Annotated in this window: 13 protein-coding genes; 4 read left to right on the top strand and 9 right to left on the bottom strand. The window is 63.9% G+C overall.

Translation table 11 applies throughout. The features are described 5' to 3' along the window. From AC1DIN_RS21970 to AC1DIN_RS21945, 6 genes are all read right to left on the bottom strand, one after another. Positions 1–2,079: a HAMP domain-containing methyl-accepting chemotaxis protein gene (locus AC1DIN_RS21970; protein ID WP_476811300.1), complete on the bottom strand. Its 2,079-nt coding sequence runs from the start codon at positions 2,077–2,079 to the stop codon at positions 1–3. 27 nt (positions 2,080–2,106) lie between these two features. Beyond that, positions 2,107–2,592: a chemotaxis protein CheW gene (locus AC1DIN_RS21965; RefSeq protein ID WP_476811371.1), complete on the bottom strand. Its 486-nt coding sequence runs from the start codon at positions 2,590–2,592 to the stop codon at positions 2,107–2,109. Between the two features lie 2 nt (positions 2,593–2,594). Next, the gene (locus tag AC1DIN_RS21960; protein ID WP_476811299.1) at positions 2,595–4,613 is read right to left on the bottom strand and encodes a chemotaxis protein CheA; all 2,019 of its coding nucleotides are present in this window, start codon (positions 4,611–4,613) and stop codon (positions 2,595–2,597) included. After that, entirely contained in the window at positions 4,613–4,975 is a 363-nt protein-coding gene (locus tag AC1DIN_RS21955; RefSeq protein WP_476811298.1) for a response regulator, read from the bottom strand. Before AC1DIN_RS21955 ends, AC1DIN_RS21960 begins: the two co-directional genes overlap by 1 nt. Before the next feature lie 31 nt (positions 4,976–5,006). Beyond that, entirely contained in the window at positions 5,007–5,249 is a 243-nt protein-coding gene (locus AC1DIN_RS21950; RefSeq protein ID WP_476811370.1) for an STAS domain-containing protein, read from the bottom strand. Between the two features lie 284 nt (positions 5,250–5,533). Then, entirely contained in the window at positions 5,534–6,511 is a 978-nt protein-coding gene (locus AC1DIN_RS21945) for an AraC family transcriptional regulator (protein ID WP_476811297.1), read from the bottom strand. A 786-nt stretch (positions 6,512–7,297) separates the two neighbouring features. Between AC1DIN_RS21945 and asnB the strand changes: the two genes are divergently transcribed. From asnB to nadE, 4 genes are read left to right on the top strand one after another with little or no spacing between them, the layout of a single operon-like run. Then, positions 7,298–9,235 (top strand): asparagine synthase (glutamine-hydrolyzing), encoded by a 1,938-nt coding sequence (asnB, locus tag AC1DIN_RS21940; protein ID WP_476811296.1) that lies wholly within the window; start codon positions 7,298–7,300, stop codon positions 9,233–9,235. A gap of 23 nt (positions 9,236–9,258) precedes the next feature. After that, positions 9,259–9,525, top strand: coding sequence for an acyl carrier protein (locus AC1DIN_RS21935; RefSeq protein ID WP_441469010.1), 267 nt, complete (start codon positions 9,259–9,261; stop codon positions 9,523–9,525). Positions 9,526–9,551: 26 nt separating this feature from the next. After that, complete coding sequence (locus AC1DIN_RS21930; RefSeq protein WP_476811295.1) at positions 9,552–11,096, top strand: class I adenylate-forming enzyme family protein; 1,545 nt, start codon at positions 9,552–9,554, stop codon at positions 11,094–11,096. Further along, positions 11,093–12,100: an NAD(+) synthase gene (nadE, locus tag AC1DIN_RS21925; protein ID WP_476811294.1), complete on the top strand. Its 1,008-nt coding sequence runs from the start codon at positions 11,093–11,095 to the stop codon at positions 12,098–12,100. Before AC1DIN_RS21930 ends, nadE begins: the two co-directional genes overlap by 4 nt. Before the next feature lie 63 nt (positions 12,101–12,163). Here the strand turns inward: nadE and AC1DIN_RS21920 are convergent, their stop codons facing one another. The 3 genes from AC1DIN_RS21920 to AC1DIN_RS21910 form a co-directional block, all read right to left on the bottom strand. Then, complete coding sequence (locus AC1DIN_RS21920; RefSeq protein ID WP_476811293.1) at positions 12,164–13,276, bottom strand: hypothetical protein; 1,113 nt, start codon at positions 13,274–13,276, stop codon at positions 12,164–12,166. A 2-nt stretch (positions 13,277–13,278) separates the two neighbouring features. Continuing rightward, positions 13,279–13,941 (bottom strand): N5-glutamine methyltransferase family protein, encoded by a 663-nt coding sequence (locus AC1DIN_RS21915; RefSeq protein WP_441469500.1) that lies wholly within the window; start codon positions 13,939–13,941, stop codon positions 13,279–13,281. Between the two features lie 305 nt (positions 13,942–14,246). Continuing rightward, positions 14,247–16,901, bottom strand: coding sequence for a bifunctional diguanylate cyclase/phosphodiesterase (locus tag AC1DIN_RS21910; protein ID WP_476811292.1), 2,655 nt, complete (start codon positions 16,899–16,901; stop codon positions 14,247–14,249). Positions 16,902–17,037 lie beyond the last annotated feature (136 nt).

Here is a 17,037-nt window from a genome sequence, read left to right as displayed (position 1 = left end):
TCAGGAGGCGCGGCGGAACTCTGCGTCCCGTGCATCGTGGGCGTCGTCGAGATCGAAGGAGAAGCCTCCGGAGGCCGCCTTCGCGTGAGGCTTGGCCGCAAGCGCCTTGCCGGCCGCTGGCTTGGCAACCTTCGGGGTGGAGGCGGCCTTCATCTTGCTCGCCTGCGCCTTGAGCTGCTCCACCGCGCGGTCCACACCGGTGCCGGCTGCATCGATCTTGAAGAAGGCGATGGCGGTCTGGAGCTGCTCGGCCTGAGCCGCGAGCTCTTCGGACGTCGCGGAGACTTCCTCCGAAGCCGCGGCGTTCTGCTGCGTCACCTTGTCGAGCTGCTGGATGGCCTGGTTGATCTGCGCGGAGCCGACATCCTGCTCGCGGCAAGCGGCGGTGATCTCCTCCACCAACTCGGCGGTCTTCTTGATGTCGGGGACGAGCTTGGCGAGCATGGAGCCGGCCTCCTGCGCGACCTTGACCGTATCGGTCGACAGCGTGCCGATATCGGCGGCGGCCGCCTGGCTGCGCTCGGCGAGCTTGCGGACCTCGGAGGCGACGACGGCGAAACCCTTGCCGTGCTCGCCCGCCCGGGCGGCCTCGACGGCCGCGTTGAGGGCGAGCAGGTCTGTCTGGCGCGCGATCTCCTGGATGATGGTGATCTTGGAGGCGATGGTCTGCATGGCGTCCACCGCCTTGCCGACCGCCATGCCCGAGGCCTCCGCGTCCTTGGCCGACTGGGCCGCGATCTGCTCGGTCTGGCTGGCGTTCTCGGCGTTCTGCTTCACATTCGCCGCCATCTCCTCCATCGAGGCCGAGGCCTCTTCGGTGGAGGAGGCCTGTTCCGTCGAGCCCTGCGAAAGCTGCTCGGCGCTGGCCGACAGCTCCTGCGAGCCGGCGGAGACGTTTTCGGCGGCGCGCAAAGCGTCGGACACGACCTCGCGCAGCCTCTCGACGGTGCCGTTCAATGCGGTCAGCAGGTCGCCGACCTCGTCATTGCTGCGGGCGCTCATCGTGCGGGTCAGATCGCCGGCGGCCACGGCATTGGCGAGGCCGACGGCGCCGGCGAGACCGCGGCTGATGCCGAGCGCCATCCAGGTCGCGACGACCATCGAGATCAGGGCCGAGATGGCGACGATCGCGATCAGCAGCATCTTGGCGAGGCTCGCCACTTCGGCCGCGTCGGCGCTGATCTCGCCCATCCGCTTTTCGGCGAAGGTGCTGTACTGATCCATGGCCGCGATCGTGGCGTTCAGCGCGTTGCGTCCGTCGCCCTTGCTGAGCTGCGTCGCCTTGATGTTCCCGCCTTCGCGCGCGACCTCGATGGCGCTCCTCATGGCCGTCTGCAACTGCTCGGACTGGGCTTCGAGAGACCCGATCGAGAGACCGGCCTCCTTCAGCGCGGACAGGGCCGATGCGGTGGCCGGGCGCAGGAGGTCCGTCTGGGTCAAAGCGGCCGCGCTGCGGGCGGCAAGTTCGCTTTCGGTGGTCGCCGTGAAGATCTCATAGGTCATCCGCAGCGCGCGAGCGGTCTGATAGCGCATCATCAGAACCTGGCGCGCCGCTGCCTCTTGCGCCGAGCCGCCTTGCTGAGCGAGATCGCGGGCGAGGCTGTCCAAAGCGGTGTTCTGGGCGTTCAGAGCAGGAAGACCGCGCGCGGTCCACAGAGCCTCGGCCTTGTTGCCGGAATTGAGCTTCGCCTGCCGGATGGTCTCGTCCTGAACCGTGTCGAGCGTCTTTCGGGTGCCGACGATCTTGTCGAGCAGCATCTTGCCCTGATCGCTGGCCTTCTGCTCGAGCTCGGCGATGATCTTGCCAGCTTTCTCCCGCCGTTGAAGAACATCGGCAGCGAAAGCCTCGATGTCCCGGCCTTCAGACGCCAGGATCACGTTCTTCTCGGAGCGGACCTGGCCTTCGAATTCCGCCTGAAGATCACCGAGCAGGCTGACCTGCTTGGCCTGCCGCAAGATGCGCTGCTGGGCCTCCTCCATCTCTGCCAGGCGATTGTAGGCAAGGCCCCCGGCGGTGACCGAAAGGGCGATGATGACGCCGAACGACGTCGCAAGCTTTGCTTTGATGGTGAATCGCATGTGTGGCCCCGATCTGCGTCGATTTATTTAAATCAATATGGTCGATATGCAGGGAATTATGATGAATTCGCCGTTCCATTTCGTGATGAATCGAATGTATTCAGGTCTCCAGCTCATGCCGAATCGTGGAGTCGCCTGGGTATCGTCTTGCGAGATCTCGGTGACCTCGTAGACTTTGTCGGCGATGATACCGAGCGTGACGGGGTCGCCGTCGATCTCGACCTCGATCACGACGATGCGGGTGTCGGGCGTGGCTTCGATCTGCGGCATCCCGAAGCGCTCGCGCAGATCGGCGAGCGGGATGATGTTGCCGCGGACATTGATCAGCCCGGGCAGATGCGGACGGGCTCCTGCGACGCGGGTCAGCGGGACCGGGTCGATGATCTCCCGGACCATCTCGGTCTCGATCGCGAAGATCTCCGGGCTGAGGCCGATCATCAGGGCTTTCATGGCGCCGCGCGAAGCGGGGCCCGGAGAGACGCCGGCCCGCATGGGGGGCGTTTGCGTCCGCATCATCACGCCGCCTCCGTCATCTTGCCCATTTCGGCCTGCGTTTGCCCCAGCCCGACGAGCTGGGCCACGTCGAGGATCAGCGCCGCCGAACCGTCGCCGAGAATGGTGGCGCCCGAGAACATCGTGACGTCGGCATGCAGCTTCGACAGCGACTTGATCACCGTCTGGTGGCTGCCGATGATCTGGTCGGCGACGAGGCCGACCCTGACCTCGCCGGTCGAGATGATGATGACCTTGGGATGTGGGTCCGGCTCGCCCACCGCGCCGAACTGCTCGCGCAGCCGCAAGAACGGGACGAGCTCTCCGCGCACGCTGAGGAAGCTGCGCGCCCTGGAGCGGTTCTCGTCGGCAGGGGTCAGCTCGATGCATTCCTCGACCGCCGAGAGCGGGATGATGTAGCGCCCCTCGCCGACCCGGATCAGCAGGCCATCGATGATGGCCAACGTCAGCGGCAGGCGCAGCGTCATGGACGAGCCATGGCCGGGGATGGTGGCCAGGTCGATCGACCCGCGCATGCCCTCGATGGTGCGCTTCACCACGTCCATGCCCACACCACGGCCGGACAGTGCCGAGACAGTCTGCGCCGTCGAGAAGCCGGGGTGAAAGAGGAGCTGATGGATGTCGTGTTCGGAGAGGCTGGCGCCGGCCTGGAGCAGTCCCTGCTCCTCCGCCTTGGCGCGGATGCGATCTGTGTCGAGGCCGCCGCCATCGTCCTGTACGGAGACCAGGACCTGGGCGCCGACATAGCGTGCGGAGAGCTCGATGCGGCCGCTCGCCGGCTTGCCGATCGCGGCACGGCGCTCGGGGCTTTCGATGCCGTGGTCGATGGCGTTGCGGATGAGGTGGACCAACGGGTCGGCGAGGCGCTCGATCATGGTCTTGTCCATCTCGGTATCCTCGCCGACCGTGACGAACTCGACAGGCTTGGCGAGGTCGCGCGAGAGATCGTGGACGAGACGCCGGAAACGCCCGAAGAGCGAGCCCATCGGCACCATGCGCACGCCCATGGTCGTATCGCGCAGGCCGGAGGCGAGCCTCTCGATCTCCTCGGCGATGGCCTTGATCGCAAGGTCTTCGCTGGCATGGGCCAGCTGGGACAGGCGAGCCTGGGCGATGACCAGCTCCCCGACACGGTCCATGAGTTCGTCGAGCCGTTCGGCCTGGACGCGCACGGTCGAGCTCTTGTCGTCCGCCCGGCGGTTGTATTCGGTCTTCCCGGCCGCCGGCTTGTCCGTGGCTGCTGCCGAGGGGGTGGGCGTGACCAATGCGGGAGCTGCCGCCGCATCGCTGACGGCGCCGGACGCAGTCACCGTCCCCTGCGATGCGCCGGCGTCGAGCGGCGTGATCGCGAGCGTCATTTCGTCCCGCACGAACGTGAAGATGTCTTCGATCGCCTCACGCGGGCACGGAGCACTCAGTGCGACCCGCCAGCGGATGAAGCAGCCTTCCGGATCCAGCGCAGCAAGATCGGGCACATCGTCGAGATGGGCGGTGACCGAGCAGGGGCCGAGGTCGCGCAGTTGATCAAGCAGGTTGAGCGGATTGGTGCCGTTGCGCAGGACGTCCGGCAGGAAAGCGATGTCGATCAGCCAACCCGGCGCCAGATCAGGCGCGGTCGGCGCATTCGCCGCCGCCGGAGTGTCGCCGAGCCCTGCGACCAGGCGGTGCAATCCCGCTACGATAGCCTCACCGATGATCTCGTCTGTGGAGTCGGGATCCTCGATGAGGATCCGGATGTAGTCCTTGGCCGAGAGCGCGACGGTGACGATGTCATGGTTCGCCTCGATCCGGCCCTTGCGGATCAGGTCGAAGGCGGTTTCGAAATCATGGGTGAAGGCGGCAACGCGGTCGAAGCCGAACATTGCGCCGGAGCCTTTGATGGTATGCAAGGCCCTGAAGGCGGCATCGACGAGATGGCCTTCGCTTGGTCGCTGACCGAGGTCTAGCAGCACCGTCTCGAGCGTCTCGAGCAGTTCGGCGGCTTCCTGCCGAAAGATCTCTGCCGGATCGAGCTCGTGCATCAGCGCACCAGCTTGGCGACGACCGCGAGAAGCTGCTCGGGCTTGAAGGGCTTGGTGATCCAGCCCGTCGCGCCGGCAGCCTTGGCCTGTTGCTTGATCACTTCATTGGATTCGGTCGTCAGGAAGACGATCGGCACGCCGGTGAAGCTAGGGAGCGCCCGCATGCCGCGGATCATGTCCAGGCCGTTCATCACAGGCATGTTGAGATCGGTGATCACGAGGTCGAAGCGCTGCGCCTTCGCCTTGGCCAGCCCATCGGCGCCATCGCCAGCCTCGGCCACCTGGTGGCCGGCGCCGCCAAGGACGAGCTTGATCATCTGCCGAATGCTTGGAGAATCGTCCACCGTCAGAACGCTGGCCATAATCATCACTTTCCGGAAAGAAGGCGGGTGTTTACGCCAGTGAAACGCAGGTGCGGGCGAAGGCCGAAACAACGGCCGCGGAGGCCCCTTCGATCGTCAGCTGCAGCCCGCGCGCAGCGAAGCTGCAGCGGGCGCTGACGACGAGCTGAACGAAGGTGACGTCGGCGGCCTCGATGTTCGCGCAGTCGATTCCGGCGGGTTGGCCTGCGGCAAGCAGGTCGCGCATCCTCTCCGCGACGGCGCCTACGCCCCTGATCGAACAATCCGGCGGCATGCTGAGCCGAACCGGTGTTGCGATCGATTCCGGTATCGCCTGCGGCATACTCAGTGCTCTCCCAATGAAAACATCATCCGGATGCACATGTCTTACGAACTAGATTGATGACATATTAAGGGAGTTGCGACGAATATTATACAATTCTTTACGGTTATTCGCCGAGCGAGTCGTGCGTGCGCTCCCGGAGTCGCAGTGGAGTAGTTGCGTAACTCCGCGTTTACCATAGGTGCAATTTGGGCGTCGGAGCCGCCGGGGCTTCCCGTTTCGGTGGGCAACAGCATTCACCGTGCGCGACGAGTCTCTGACGGCAACTCGCCGAAAAGTCGGCGATACTGCGCGGCAAAATGACCGCGGTTGGCGAAGCCCCACCGGCGCGCGATCTCCTCTACCGAGCGTTGCGAATGCGGATCCTCGAGCTCGCGGCGCGCGCCGTGGAGCTTGGCGGCCTTGATGTATTCCTGCGGCGACGTCCGCAGGACCTTTCGGAAGCTCTGCTGCAACGTTCGAAGGCCAACCCCCGCCGCGTGGGCTACATCCTGGACCGTAATGTCCTCGTGAGCATGGGCGAGGATGTGGTCGACAGCTCGCCTGATCTGCAGGGGAGCATTCTGCGTGCCCCCGTGCGACATGCCCCGCGAGTAATTATGGGGAAGGTTTTCCAGCACCAGCGCGACCCAGCTCGATTGCAGGAAATCGGCGGCGCAGGGCGAGATCGCCGGAGTTCTGCCGCCCGACGATCCGGCGACGGTCGCAGCGAGAATCGCGGCAAGCACATAGCCCGTCCCCTTACGGATGTCGAAGCTGGTGGCGATCTGAAGCTGCTCATCGAGCCGGCGCCCAGCCAGTCTTTCCAAGAGCGGAACGATGTCATCGATCCGGACCTTGAACATGCAGAACTCGGTTCCCGCCAAGAAGGTCACTCGCCGCGCCAAGGAGGTGTTCAACGCAACTCCGTCGCCCCTGCGACAAGTCAGGAGCCCGTCTTGGACCTCCAGGCGCACATCCCCCGATAGGACAAAGATGGCGGTGATGTTGTCCGGGCAATCGACGAAGGCTCCTTCGAGGCTCTGCGACACCCTCGACAGCATGATCGTCGTGTTGGCGATCTTGATCGATAGGAGCTTGTTGCTACCGGATCTGTCCGCGTTTTCTTCAGTTCGAAAGTGATATCCCAATATGCGTTCGTATGATAAGATCAGATCCTCGGATTCAACTGCAGGAAGGTTGATATTGATGAATGTATTATTGATAATATCCACGTATATATCCTAAATACATATCAAATATATAAATTAATGCTCGATTCAAATTTGTAATTATTGAGTATTTCGTCAGGAGACATCCAAAATCGGCGCCTGATAATTTGTATTAAATATCGAAATTCGAGTAGTATGTGCATCACAATCCCGAGCGTGCGGGTGTATGCGCGCAGGTAAGCCTCCTCGTATTTGGCCGATTTCCGGATGCGCTCGACGAAGACGCTGTCGAGTCAGGCCCTTGCCGTGGAAGCGAATTTGATGCCGGGAGCGATCAGCAGGGCGATGAACTTACCGCCGGCAAGCCGCGGGCCTTGATGGCCCTTGAAGATTCAGGCCTGCCGAAGGGGGCATATCCTCCTCGACCGTCTCGACGCGGACGGCGACATCCATGGTGATCGCCAGCTGCCAAGCCAGCCTTGGCGGCTGACCAGTCGGCGACAGCCGGTGGATCGATGAGGCCCCGCGCCATGGGGATATGAATGAGGTCGCTACGCGCGGTCCTCCGGTCCATCGCCGGTTGGCGGTTCCGAGTTGATGGTTCCTGTCCCGCGCGCGGCCTCGCGCATTGCGCCTCCAAATGCGAAGACGCGGCTTGCGCGACAGAACCATGTTCCTTTGCGTTGCCCTGGACGACACCTCTTGGCAGACCTGCGCATACGCAGAAAAAGCGCTGTGACGGCGCGTCAAAATTTACCATTCCTGCGAATAGTCCGGGATGTTTAACGCCTCTCGGTGTCTTGCTGGCTATAGTCCGAGTCGCGCTGATAGACTTGGAAATAACTCGGCATGTGTGGTTTTGGCGGCTATTTCGGGACTGTCCCGGATGGAAGGACGCTCCTTGAGAGGATGACGGCCGCCATTGCGCATCGCGGCCCCGATGAGCAGGGGTTCTTCACTGCAAAAGCAGCCGGCCTCGGCCATGCGCGGCTGTCCGTCGTCGGGCTGGGCGATGGCCAGCAGCCCATGTCCGACGCAACGGGCCAGCTGACGATCGCCTTCAACGGCGAGATCTTCAACTATGTGGAACTGCGCGAGCAGCTTCGCGCCAAAGGCCGCCAGTTCCGGACAACCAGCGATACCGAAGTGATCCTGCATCTCTATGACGAGATGGGGGAGGATTGCGTCTCCATGCTCAATGGCGATTTCGCCTTTGCGATATGGGACGGCCGCCGCCGCCGCATGGTCCTGGCGCGCGACCGCATGGGAGTCCGGCCGCTCTTCTATACCCGGCGGGGCGAGCGTCTCTACTTCGCCTCGGAGGTCAAGGCGCTGCTCCAGGTCCCGGGCGTCGTGGCGGAGCTCGATACGGTCGCGCTCGACCAGATCTTCACGCTCTGGGCGCCGATCGCGCCGCGCACGGCCTTCCGCGACATCTACGAACTCGAACCCGCAAGCCTGATGATCGTGCAGGAGGGTAGCGTCTCGACGCGGTCCTATTGGAGTCTGGCCTATCCCGACCGGGACGCGCCATCCCGGCATCGGGACGAGCGCGCCGTGGCCGAGGAACTGCGCGCCCTGCTGACGGAGGCGACGCGTATCCGCATGCGCGCCGATGTGCCGGTCGGCTCCTATCTCTCGGGCGGCCTCGATTCCTCCATCACATCGGCGTTGGCGGCGGGCATGGCGCCGGGGGGGCTCAGAACCTTCTCGGTCACTTTCGACAGCGCTGAACATGACGAGAGCGCCTTCCAGCTCGAGATGGCCCGCGCGCTCGGCACGCATCATAGCGCCGTCGCCTGTGGGGAAGGCGATATCGCCGCCGTGTTTCCCGACGTCATCCGCTTCACCGAGCGCCCGATCCTCAGGACCGCCCCCGCGCCGCTCTACAAGCTCTCGCACCTCGTGCGCGAATCCGGCCTGAAAGTGGTACTGACCGGCGAAGGCGCCGACGAAATCTTTGCCGGCTACGACATTTTCAAGGAGGCCCGGGTTCGTCGCTTCTGCGCCAGGCAGCCCGGCTCCCGCATCCGGCCGCATCTGTTCCGCAAGCTCTACCCCTATCTGCCGGGGTTGAGGCAGCAATCGGCCGAATATCTGGCATCCTTCTTCGGGGCGGGCGGCACGGGGCTCGACGACCCGCTGTTCTCCCATCGCGCGCGGCTCGACGGCACGGCGGCGACGAAACTGTTCTTCTCGGGCGACCTGCGTGCGACATTGTCGGGATATGATGCGGCCGAGGACCTCGCCGCGCGGCTGCCCGAGGCTTTCGCCCGCTGGCACCCCCTGCACCAGGCGCAATATCTGGAAGCCCGCTTCCTTCTGCCCGGCTATATCCTGTCGAGCCAGGGCGACCGCATGGCGATGGCCCATGGCATCGAGGGCCGCTTTCCCTTCCTTGACCATCGTCTGGTCGAGTTCGCTGCCGGCCTTCCTCCCGAGATGAAGCTGAAGGGGCTCGTGGAGAAGCATATTCTTCGGGAAGCGACCAAGGATTTGCTGCCGCCTGCGATCGGCAGGCGACCCAAGCAACCCTATCGTGCACCGGACAGCCAATCCTTCGTCGGGGCGGGGGCGAGAGACTATGTCCGGACGGCGCTGAGCGAAGCCGAGATCGGCGCCGGCGGGCTCTTCAATCCGAAGGCGGTGGCAAAGCTGCATGAGAAATGCAGTCGCCACCCGGCCTCCGGCTTTCGCGACAATGCGGCCTTCGTCGGCATCCTGTCGACGCAACTCTGGCTGAAGGCCTTCACCGGCACAGGCAGCTGCAGCGCCAAGGCCGCCTGACACCATCCAAGAGAGGGAAAGACATGACAGATACGATCCGGGACGCCGTGAAGGCCTTTGTCATCGAGAACTTTTTGTTCGGCGACACCACCCACGCCATCGCCGATACGGACTCCCTCATCGAGAACGGCATCATCGACTCGACCGGCGTTCTGGAACTCGTGGCCTTCATCGAAGACCGTTACCAGATCACCGTCGCGGATGCCGATATCGTGCCGGCCAATCTCGATTCACTGGCGCGCATCACGGCCTTCATCGCATTGAAGACGGCATCGCTCGTCACGGCCTGACGGCTAGCAGCACAGGTCTTGGGTTCATGCGGGTCGAGCAATTCCTCATCACAAGCGCGGCCGCGCATGGCGCGAAGACGGCGCTCGTCACCGACCGGAAGCGGTTGCGCTATGACGAGCTGGACGACCTGTCGAACCGGCTCGCGGCTGCTCTCGCCGCGAATGGCGTGCAGCGCGGCGACCGCGTTCTCGTCTTCATGGATAATTGCTGGGAAGCCGTCGTCTCGATCTTCGCGGTTCTCAAGACGGGCGCGACCTTCAGCCCGATCAACGCCTCCACCAAGGTCGACAAGCTTGCTTATGTCATCGGCGATTGCGAGGCTGCGGCGATCCTGACCCAGGCGAAGCTGATGCCCGTCGTGACGCAGGCGCGTGCGCTGTCGGACGGACCGCTTTTCGTTGCGTCGACGCAGGCGCCATCGGGCCTTACGCCGGATGGCGCCGCCTCCTTCGAGGATTGTCTCGACGTCGCGCCCGGGTCCGTCAGTCATGGCGGGATCGACATCGACCTCGCCATGCTGATCTACACCTCGGGCTCCACCGGCCGCCCGAAGGGCGTGATGATGACGCATCGCAATATCGATGCTGCCGCGGAGTCGATCACCACCTATCTGCGCAACACCCCCGACGATGTCATTCTCAACGTCCTGCCTCTGGCTTTCGACTACGGCCTCTATCAGTTGCTGATGGCGATGCGGCTCGGTGCGACCCTCGTCCTCGAGAAATCCTTTGCCTTCCCGCAGGCGATTTTCGAGCGCATCCGCGCTGAGCAGGTCACCGGCTTCCCGCTCGTGCCGACGATGGCGGCGCTGATCCTGCAGATGCGCGATCTCGAACCGGGCTTCCTGCCGAGTTTGCGCTATATCTCGAACACCGCCGCGGCCCTGCCGCCCCCGCACATTGCCCGCTTGCGCGAACTCTTCCCCGGCGTGCGGATCTATTCCATGTATGGCCTGACCGAGTGCAAGCGCTGCACCTACCTGCCGCCGGAGGAACTGGACCGGCGGCCGGGTTCCGTCGGCATCGCCATCCCCAACACGGAAGCGATCGTCGTCGACGATGACGGCAACCGCGTGCCGCCCGGCGTGGCGGGGGAGCTGGTCATCCGTGGCCCGCATGTCATGCAGGGCTATTGGCGCAACGAAGTCGCGACTGCGCAGAGGCTGCGCTCTGGTCCGCATCCCTGGGAGAAGCGCCTCCATACCGGCGACCTGTTTCGGACGGATGAGGAAGGCTTCCTCTATTTCGTCGGCCGCAAGGACGACATCATCAAGACGCGCGGCGAAAAGGTCGCCCCGAAGGAAGTCGAAGCGGTGCTGCACGCGCATCCCGGCATCGCGGAAGCCGTGGTGACCGGCGTGCCGGACCCGGTGCTTGGCCACGCCATCGCCGCCGTCGTCGTGCTCTCGGACGAGGCCCTGAGCGAACGGGACATCATCCGCCACTGCGCCGCTCATCTCGAGGATTTCATGGTGCCGAAGCTCATCGAATTCCGCCATGAACTGCCGAAGACGGATACCGGAAAGGTCAGCCGAAGGCTGGCGGCCGAAACGCTGGGAGCGGCGGAATGAACATCTCGCCTGCCTCGAGCCGTCCTGCCTTCTCGGCTGAGACGCTGACGCTCGATGACGCCGCGGAAACCGACCGCATCGTGACCGGGCTGCGCGAGCAGTTGCGCGGCATGCGCAAGCGCGGGCTCGTGCTCGGTCTTTCCGGCGGCATCGATTCCAGCGTCTCGGTCGCGCTGGCAGTGCGCGCCGTCGGCGCGAAGAACGTCTTCTGCCTGTTCATGCCGGAAAGCGACTCCGATCCCGAGAGTCTCCGCCTCGGCCGAATGGTCGCCCAGACCTTCGGCGTCGAGGCGGTGGTGGAGGATATCGGGCCGACGCTGCAGGCGATGGACTGCTATGAGCGGCGCGATGCCTTCATCCGCGAGCTGGTGCCCGGTTACGGGCCTGGCTGGGCCTCGAAGATCGTCATCGCCAATTCGCTCGCAGGCGACGGCTACAACATCTCCTCGCTGGTGGTTCAGGATCCCGAAGGCCGCCAGATCAAGCTGCGCATGCCGCCAGCGGCCTATCTCGGCATCGTCGCTGCGACCAACATGAAGCAGCGCACGCGCAAGCAGGTCGAATACTATCACGCCGACCGGCTGAACTTCGCCGTGCTGGGTACGCCGAACCGGCTCGAATACGACCAGGGCTTCTTCGTGAAGAACGGCGACGGCGCCGCTGACGTCAAGCCGATCGCGCATCTCTACAAGAGCCAGGTCTATGCGCTCGCCGCCCATCTCGGCATTCCCGAGGAGATCCGCCGGCGACCGCCGACGACCGACACCTATTCCCTCGCGCAGACGCAGGAGGAGTTCTACTTCTCCCTGCCCTATGACCGCATGGATCTTTGCCTCTTCGGCCTCAACAACGGCATCTCGGCCGCAGAAGTCGGCGCCGCCGCGAAGCTGACGGCGGTCGAGGTCGAGCGGGTCTGGGCCGATATCGCGGCCAAGCGCAGGGCGACGCGCTATCTCCACCTTGGACCGCAACTCGTCCGCCCTGTCGCGGAAATCGCCGGCTGAGACCGGCGCCGAGGTTGGGCCTATCGTCGTCGTTGCGGAGCGCGGCGATCGACCAGGCGCCGGCTATTCGAACGGCTCCCCGGCCAGGCGATTCCAGTGTTCACCGGCCAGCCCGTTGAAGAAACCCTGCGCGTTCACGAACGCGTTCACCAACTCCTCGTCGCGCGAATGCACGACGGTCGAGGCGGGTTGGGTGAAGGCAACCCGCCGACCCAGCATCGCGGCCAGCAGGGCGGGCTGCGTCCGGCCGCGCAGACCGGCAGCGCCGCGCTGCGCCGCATGGCCGATCAGGCAGTCGATAACGGAACCAGCCTGCCCCGGCATAGCCAGAACCTGCAGGACGCGCGCGACCCGGCCCGGATGGGCATGGTAGAGGAAGGCGCCGATCGGAGCCCCGTTGGCGGAGGAGACGGATGCGAAGACCGCCTCGCCGTAGTCCGGCTTCCGGGACGCCTCTGCGAGGATGTGTGCGAGCTGCTCTTCGTTCCAGTCGGGGCGGAGGGCGAACTGCCGCGTCAGCGGCTCTATGAGGGCCGCAAAGCCGGCCCGATCGGTTTCGGTGACCTTGAGGCCCTTGCTGGTCCAGATCTCCGGAACTCCGGTCCAACGCAGCTCATTCTCCTGCATCCGTCCGCGCAGGTAGCGATCGAGCCCGCGCGCGAGCGGGTCGAACAAGCGGGCGGCGCCGATCCGTCTCGACGCCAGGTCGAGCACGAAGGCGGAGGGCCGGATCACCCGGAGCCAATCCAGGCTGTATTGGGGCAGGGCGACTCCGCGCAGTCTCGTCCACATCTGCGTCGACAGGGCGTTCGCGGTCTCGCTGAACGAGATGTCCTGCGGCCCGGCCAGGAATGTTCTGAGCAACCTTGCGCCGGCCATCGGGTTGTTCGCCCGCGGCTCGACCATCAGCGAACCGCAGATGGCAGCACGCAGCTTGCGAGGGCCATGGCTCATCGGCAGCACATTCACGCCGACAAAGCCGGAGATGTCACCTTCGCTCGCAACATGGACAAGCGACGCGATATCCGGATCGCACAGCGGAGCTTCGAGATACAGCCGGCGCAGATAGGCTTCGAGCGCCGGAGGAGGCGGTTTCCTGTCGTCCCGGAAGGTTCTTTGAAAGAGCCCGGCGACAGCCGGAATATCCGCGACCTGCAGGGGGCGAACCTGGCTCATGCTCAACCAGCCGAAGATGCGGTCGCGGGCGCGCCGTTCCGCAGTTTGCGAGCAAGCGCGACGCGCGGCATTCCGTCTTCGTCCGCGGCGAATGTCACGGGCTCATAGGCTTTGGTTCTGGTTATCAGCGCCGTGACCTGGCGGTCCTGCCCCTGCCCGAACTCGAACAGCAGCCAGCCGTCCGGCTTAAGGAAATCGACTGCGTCCCGGATCAGCCGCTGATGGATCGAGATGCCATAAGGCCCCCCGTCGAAGGCCTCGCGCGGCTCGGCTTCCAGCAGATGAGCACTCTCGCCTTCGAGGCGTGCGGTCGAGATATAAGGCGGGTTGCAGACGATCATGTCGGCCGCGCCGGCAAGCCCGTCCTCTGCCAGGGCGCCGAACAGATCGCCTTGCCGGATGGTGACACGGTCCTGAACGGCCAAGCGCTCGGCATTGCTCCGGGCCAGCGCAACCGTGCTGTCGGTCATGTCCGCCGCCCAGACACGGGCCGATGGAACTCCGGCTGCGATTGCCAGAGCAAGGTTGCCCGAGCCGCAGCACATGTCGATCACCGTGGAACCCGGAGCGCGATCGTGAAGGATCGCGATCGCGCGCCTTCCGAGCAGCTCGGTTTCCTGACGCGGCACGAGAACGCCAGGAGCAAGTTCCAGCGTCACGCTCATGAAACGATGCAGGCGAGGCTCGAAGCCGCCGGGTGGGGCAGATGCTTTGGGCGGCACGGCGGCTCCTCCGTCACTGGACGGGAATACATGCATGATGAACTATCGCGCTCCGGTAAACGGCCGCTGAAAAACCGCGACTGCTCGATTTACCGAGCGGAAGGGCTTCTTCCGACGGACCGACCCAAGGACCTGGAGCGTTTGATACGGACGGGGATCGCCGCGCCCCGCACTGCCCAAATCAGCTGCCGCGCAAGATCGGACCCGATGCCATTGTCAGGGAGGTCGCGAGCCAGAGCGTTCTGGGCCTATCGCGATGAGCGCTTGATATCCGGATAAGGTTCAAGCTGGCTCAGGAGCATTTTGCCGGACCTGGAGATCTGGCGCAGGCGTCTTGCATTCACGAAGGCCTCAAAGCTCCGGATCGGAAGTGCCTCGCTGAAATAGTAGCCTTGAGCCACGTCGGCACCTTCCTTCATCATGAAGGCCAGATCCTCCACCTGCTCGATGCCCTCGACAATGGTGCCGAAGCCCAGCGAGCGCGACAACGACAGAATCGTCCGGACGATCACCTGCTGTTCGACGCTCGCTCGCGCACCCTGAACCAGCGAACGATCGATCTTGAGCGTATCGAACTTCAGGCGGGCGAGCATCGAGAGATTGGAGTAGCCGGTTCCGAAATCGTCGATCGAGAAGCGGACGCCAAGCGCCCGCAATTGCCTCAGCTGTCTTTGAACAACGTCCGAAGCACGCATGGCCACGGACTCGGTCACCTCCAACTCGAGGCGCGAGGGCGGCACACCTGCCTTCAGGAGGCAGTTCTCCACCGAGATGGCAAAAGTCGGATCTTCCAGTTGCAGGACCGAGACATTGACCGAGATTCTGATCTCGCCCGCTTGGCGAAGCTCCTCTATCGCCCGCGCGAGGACAAATTGGCCGAGATCGGCGATCAAGCCTGCTTCTTCCGCGACGCTGATGAACTTTCCGGGAGGAATGGCGCCCCGCGAGGGATGCGCCCAACGCACCAGAGCCTCGGCCCCCACAACTCCGTTGTCGGCCAGAGAGATCATCGGCTGGTAGAAGACATCGAGCGAGCCGTCCCGCAATGCGGTTCGCAGGTCCTGCTCGAGCGCTCTCCGCTCATGCATGAGCTCCGCCGCTTCCGCGGTGAAGAACGCGAAAGAGTTCCGCCCCTTCCGTTTGGCTTCGTACATCGCAACATCGGCGTTGACGAGAAGTTCGTCATATCTGACGCCGTCCCGGCCGGAGATCGCAATTCCGATACTTGCTCCGATCGTCATATGGGTGCGATCGATGACGTAATTCTCGCTCAATCTCTGGATCAGAGCTTCTGCACAAGCACGGAGGCCATCAACGGTCAGCGGCCCGCTCAGAATGATCAGGAACTCGTCACCGCTCAAGCGCCCGGCCGAGAAATGACGGAAGTCTCCAGCCTCCTGCCGCTCCTCGAAGAACTGCTTGAGGCGAGAGGCCAACTGCCGAAGCAGAACGTCGCCTGTCTTGTGGCCGAACGTGTCGTTGATCGATTTGAAGCGGTCGACGTCGATGAAGAAGAAGGCCACGACATCCTTGCCGCTCAGCAAGGTGCTCATCCCCTCGATGCGGATCTTCTCCCGGTTGGCGAGCTCCGTCATCTGGTCGAAGAAGGCGAGCTGCCGGATGCGGCCAAGGCTCTCGCGAAGGTTCGAGAGCATCACTTCGAAGGCTTGCCCGAGGCTGCGCACCTCGCCGATACCGGATGCGTTGAACGGGATATCGAGGTCGCCGCGCGCCACCGACGTCGCGGCGGACGCCAATTGAGGCAGACCGCGGGTGGCGCGCTTGACGCTGATCAAGACCACCAGCACCAGCACGCCGAGCGCGCCAGCAGCAAGAAACAGGAACCATCGAAACAGGGTGCCGGCCTGACGCTCGCTGATGCGCTGCAGTTCATTCTGCGTTTCCTCGACCTGCGCGGCATCGACATGGACACAGACCAGAAGGCCGAGTTGATCGGGGACGCAACGCGCCACGCGCCTGCTCCCGTCCATCGTGAGCAGACCGTCAGGTGTTTGCGAAGCGGCTGGCTTGAGGCCGACCGGCGGCTCACCGCCGGCGGAGATGATCTTGTCGCCATCCACGACAGCGACGCCGGCCTGCACAATTCCGGCGAAGAGCTCGAGAGTTTTCTCCGAAGGGGCTAGCGTTCTCAGACCCACCAGCGCTCCCGCCACATCGCCGAAGTCGTCAAAGACGGGTTCGATCGCGAGATGTGCGATGGTTCGGCCTTGCGGGAGCCCTACCGCGGCATTGAAGCTTTCCGACACCCGGTACGTTGCGTGATGAGACCATCGGACCAGGCGGCGATTGTCCTTGAAGATCGAAGTGATGGCCTCCTTGACGCCAAGTGCCGAGAGAGCTTCTGAAGCGGCGAGCAGGTCTGACACGCGGCTGCCGCCGATGACGGAGCCGGTCGCATCGGCGACGAGCAAAGCGTCGAGTTCGCCGGTGACGCTGGCGGGAGCCAGCAACTCCTGAATGGCCACATGATTGGCGGAATCGACTGCCTTCACGATGTCGAGCCGCTGGGCGAGATACCGCGTTTGCCGACTCGCTTCGCCGAGCAGCACCGAGACGCGCGCCTGGGCGAGCAAGGCTTCGGCGTCGAGCCTGCGCGCGATCTGCTGGCGGGACAGCTGTGCCAGCGCATGCGCCTGTTCGACGGCATCCTCACTGAGGCGCAACAGGGCAACGAGCCCAACAACAGCAAAGGTTCCGGCTCCCGTCACCATGACCACGAAGGCAAGATGGGTTCCGATATGAGCCGTCGAAATCCAATCACGCCAAGCTGAGCGCAGGCGCCACCTCCGGGCGCCCATGGACCTTAATACATGGCGCAGGGAACGCCCATCCGTGCGGCCAGGTTTATCGATCTGCCTGGCGCTGGCCTGATCCTGCGGCACGAAGCCCACTCCACGACGGAAATTTTTCGTCCATCCTGGCAGCAACCATTGAAGCTTACGTAAATTCAAAACTAGAAGAAAAATCCTATCATTTTTACGTTTTCGGTTAGAAATTGTTCATGCGGTCATGGCAATT

It is taken from the genome of Allobosea sp. 05T438 (genome assembly GCF_056396025.1).
This window is presented reverse-complemented; position numbering and strand designations above follow the sequence as displayed.

What these genes read in the sequence shown, in the direction of transcription:
- AC1DIN_RS21970 (WP_476811300.1), bottom strand. Translation starts at nt 2,079, where the DNA reads ATGCGATTCACCATCAAAGCAAAGCTTGCGACGTCGTTCGGCGTCATC.
- AC1DIN_RS21965 (WP_476811371.1), bottom strand. Translation starts at nt 2,592, where the DNA reads ATGCGGACGCAAACGCCCCCCATGCGGGCCGGCGTCTCTCCGGGCCCC.
- AC1DIN_RS21960 (WP_476811299.1), bottom strand. Translation starts at nt 4,613, where the DNA reads ATGCACGAGCTCGATCCGGCAGAGATCTTTCGGCAGGAAGCCGCCGAA.
- AC1DIN_RS21955 (WP_476811298.1), bottom strand. Translation starts at nt 4,975, where the DNA reads ATGGCCAGCGTTCTGACGGTGGACGATTCTCCAAGCATTCGGCAGATG.
- AC1DIN_RS21950 (WP_476811370.1), bottom strand. Translation starts at nt 5,249, where the DNA reads ATGCCGCCGGATTGTTCGATCAGGGGCGTAGGCGCCGTCGCGGAGAGG.
- asnB (WP_476811296.1), top strand. Translation starts at nt 7,298, where the DNA reads ATGTGTGGTTTTGGCGGCTATTTCGGGACTGTCCCGGATGGAAGGACG.
- AC1DIN_RS21935 (WP_441469010.1), top strand. Translation starts at nt 9,259, where the DNA reads ATGACAGATACGATCCGGGACGCCGTGAAGGCCTTTGTCATCGAGAAC.
- AC1DIN_RS21930 (WP_476811295.1), top strand. Translation starts at nt 9,552, where the DNA reads ATGCGGGTCGAGCAATTCCTCATCACAAGCGCGGCCGCGCATGGCGCG.
- nadE (WP_476811294.1), top strand. Translation starts at nt 11,093, where the DNA reads ATGAACATCTCGCCTGCCTCGAGCCGTCCTGCCTTCTCGGCTGAGACG.
- AC1DIN_RS21920 (WP_476811293.1), bottom strand. Translation starts at nt 13,276, where the DNA reads ATGAGCCAGGTTCGCCCCCTGCAGGTCGCGGATATTCCGGCTGTCGCC.
- AC1DIN_RS21915 (WP_441469500.1), bottom strand. Translation starts at nt 13,941, where the DNA reads ATGAGCGTGACGCTGGAACTTGCTCCTGGCGTTCTCGTGCCGCGTCAG.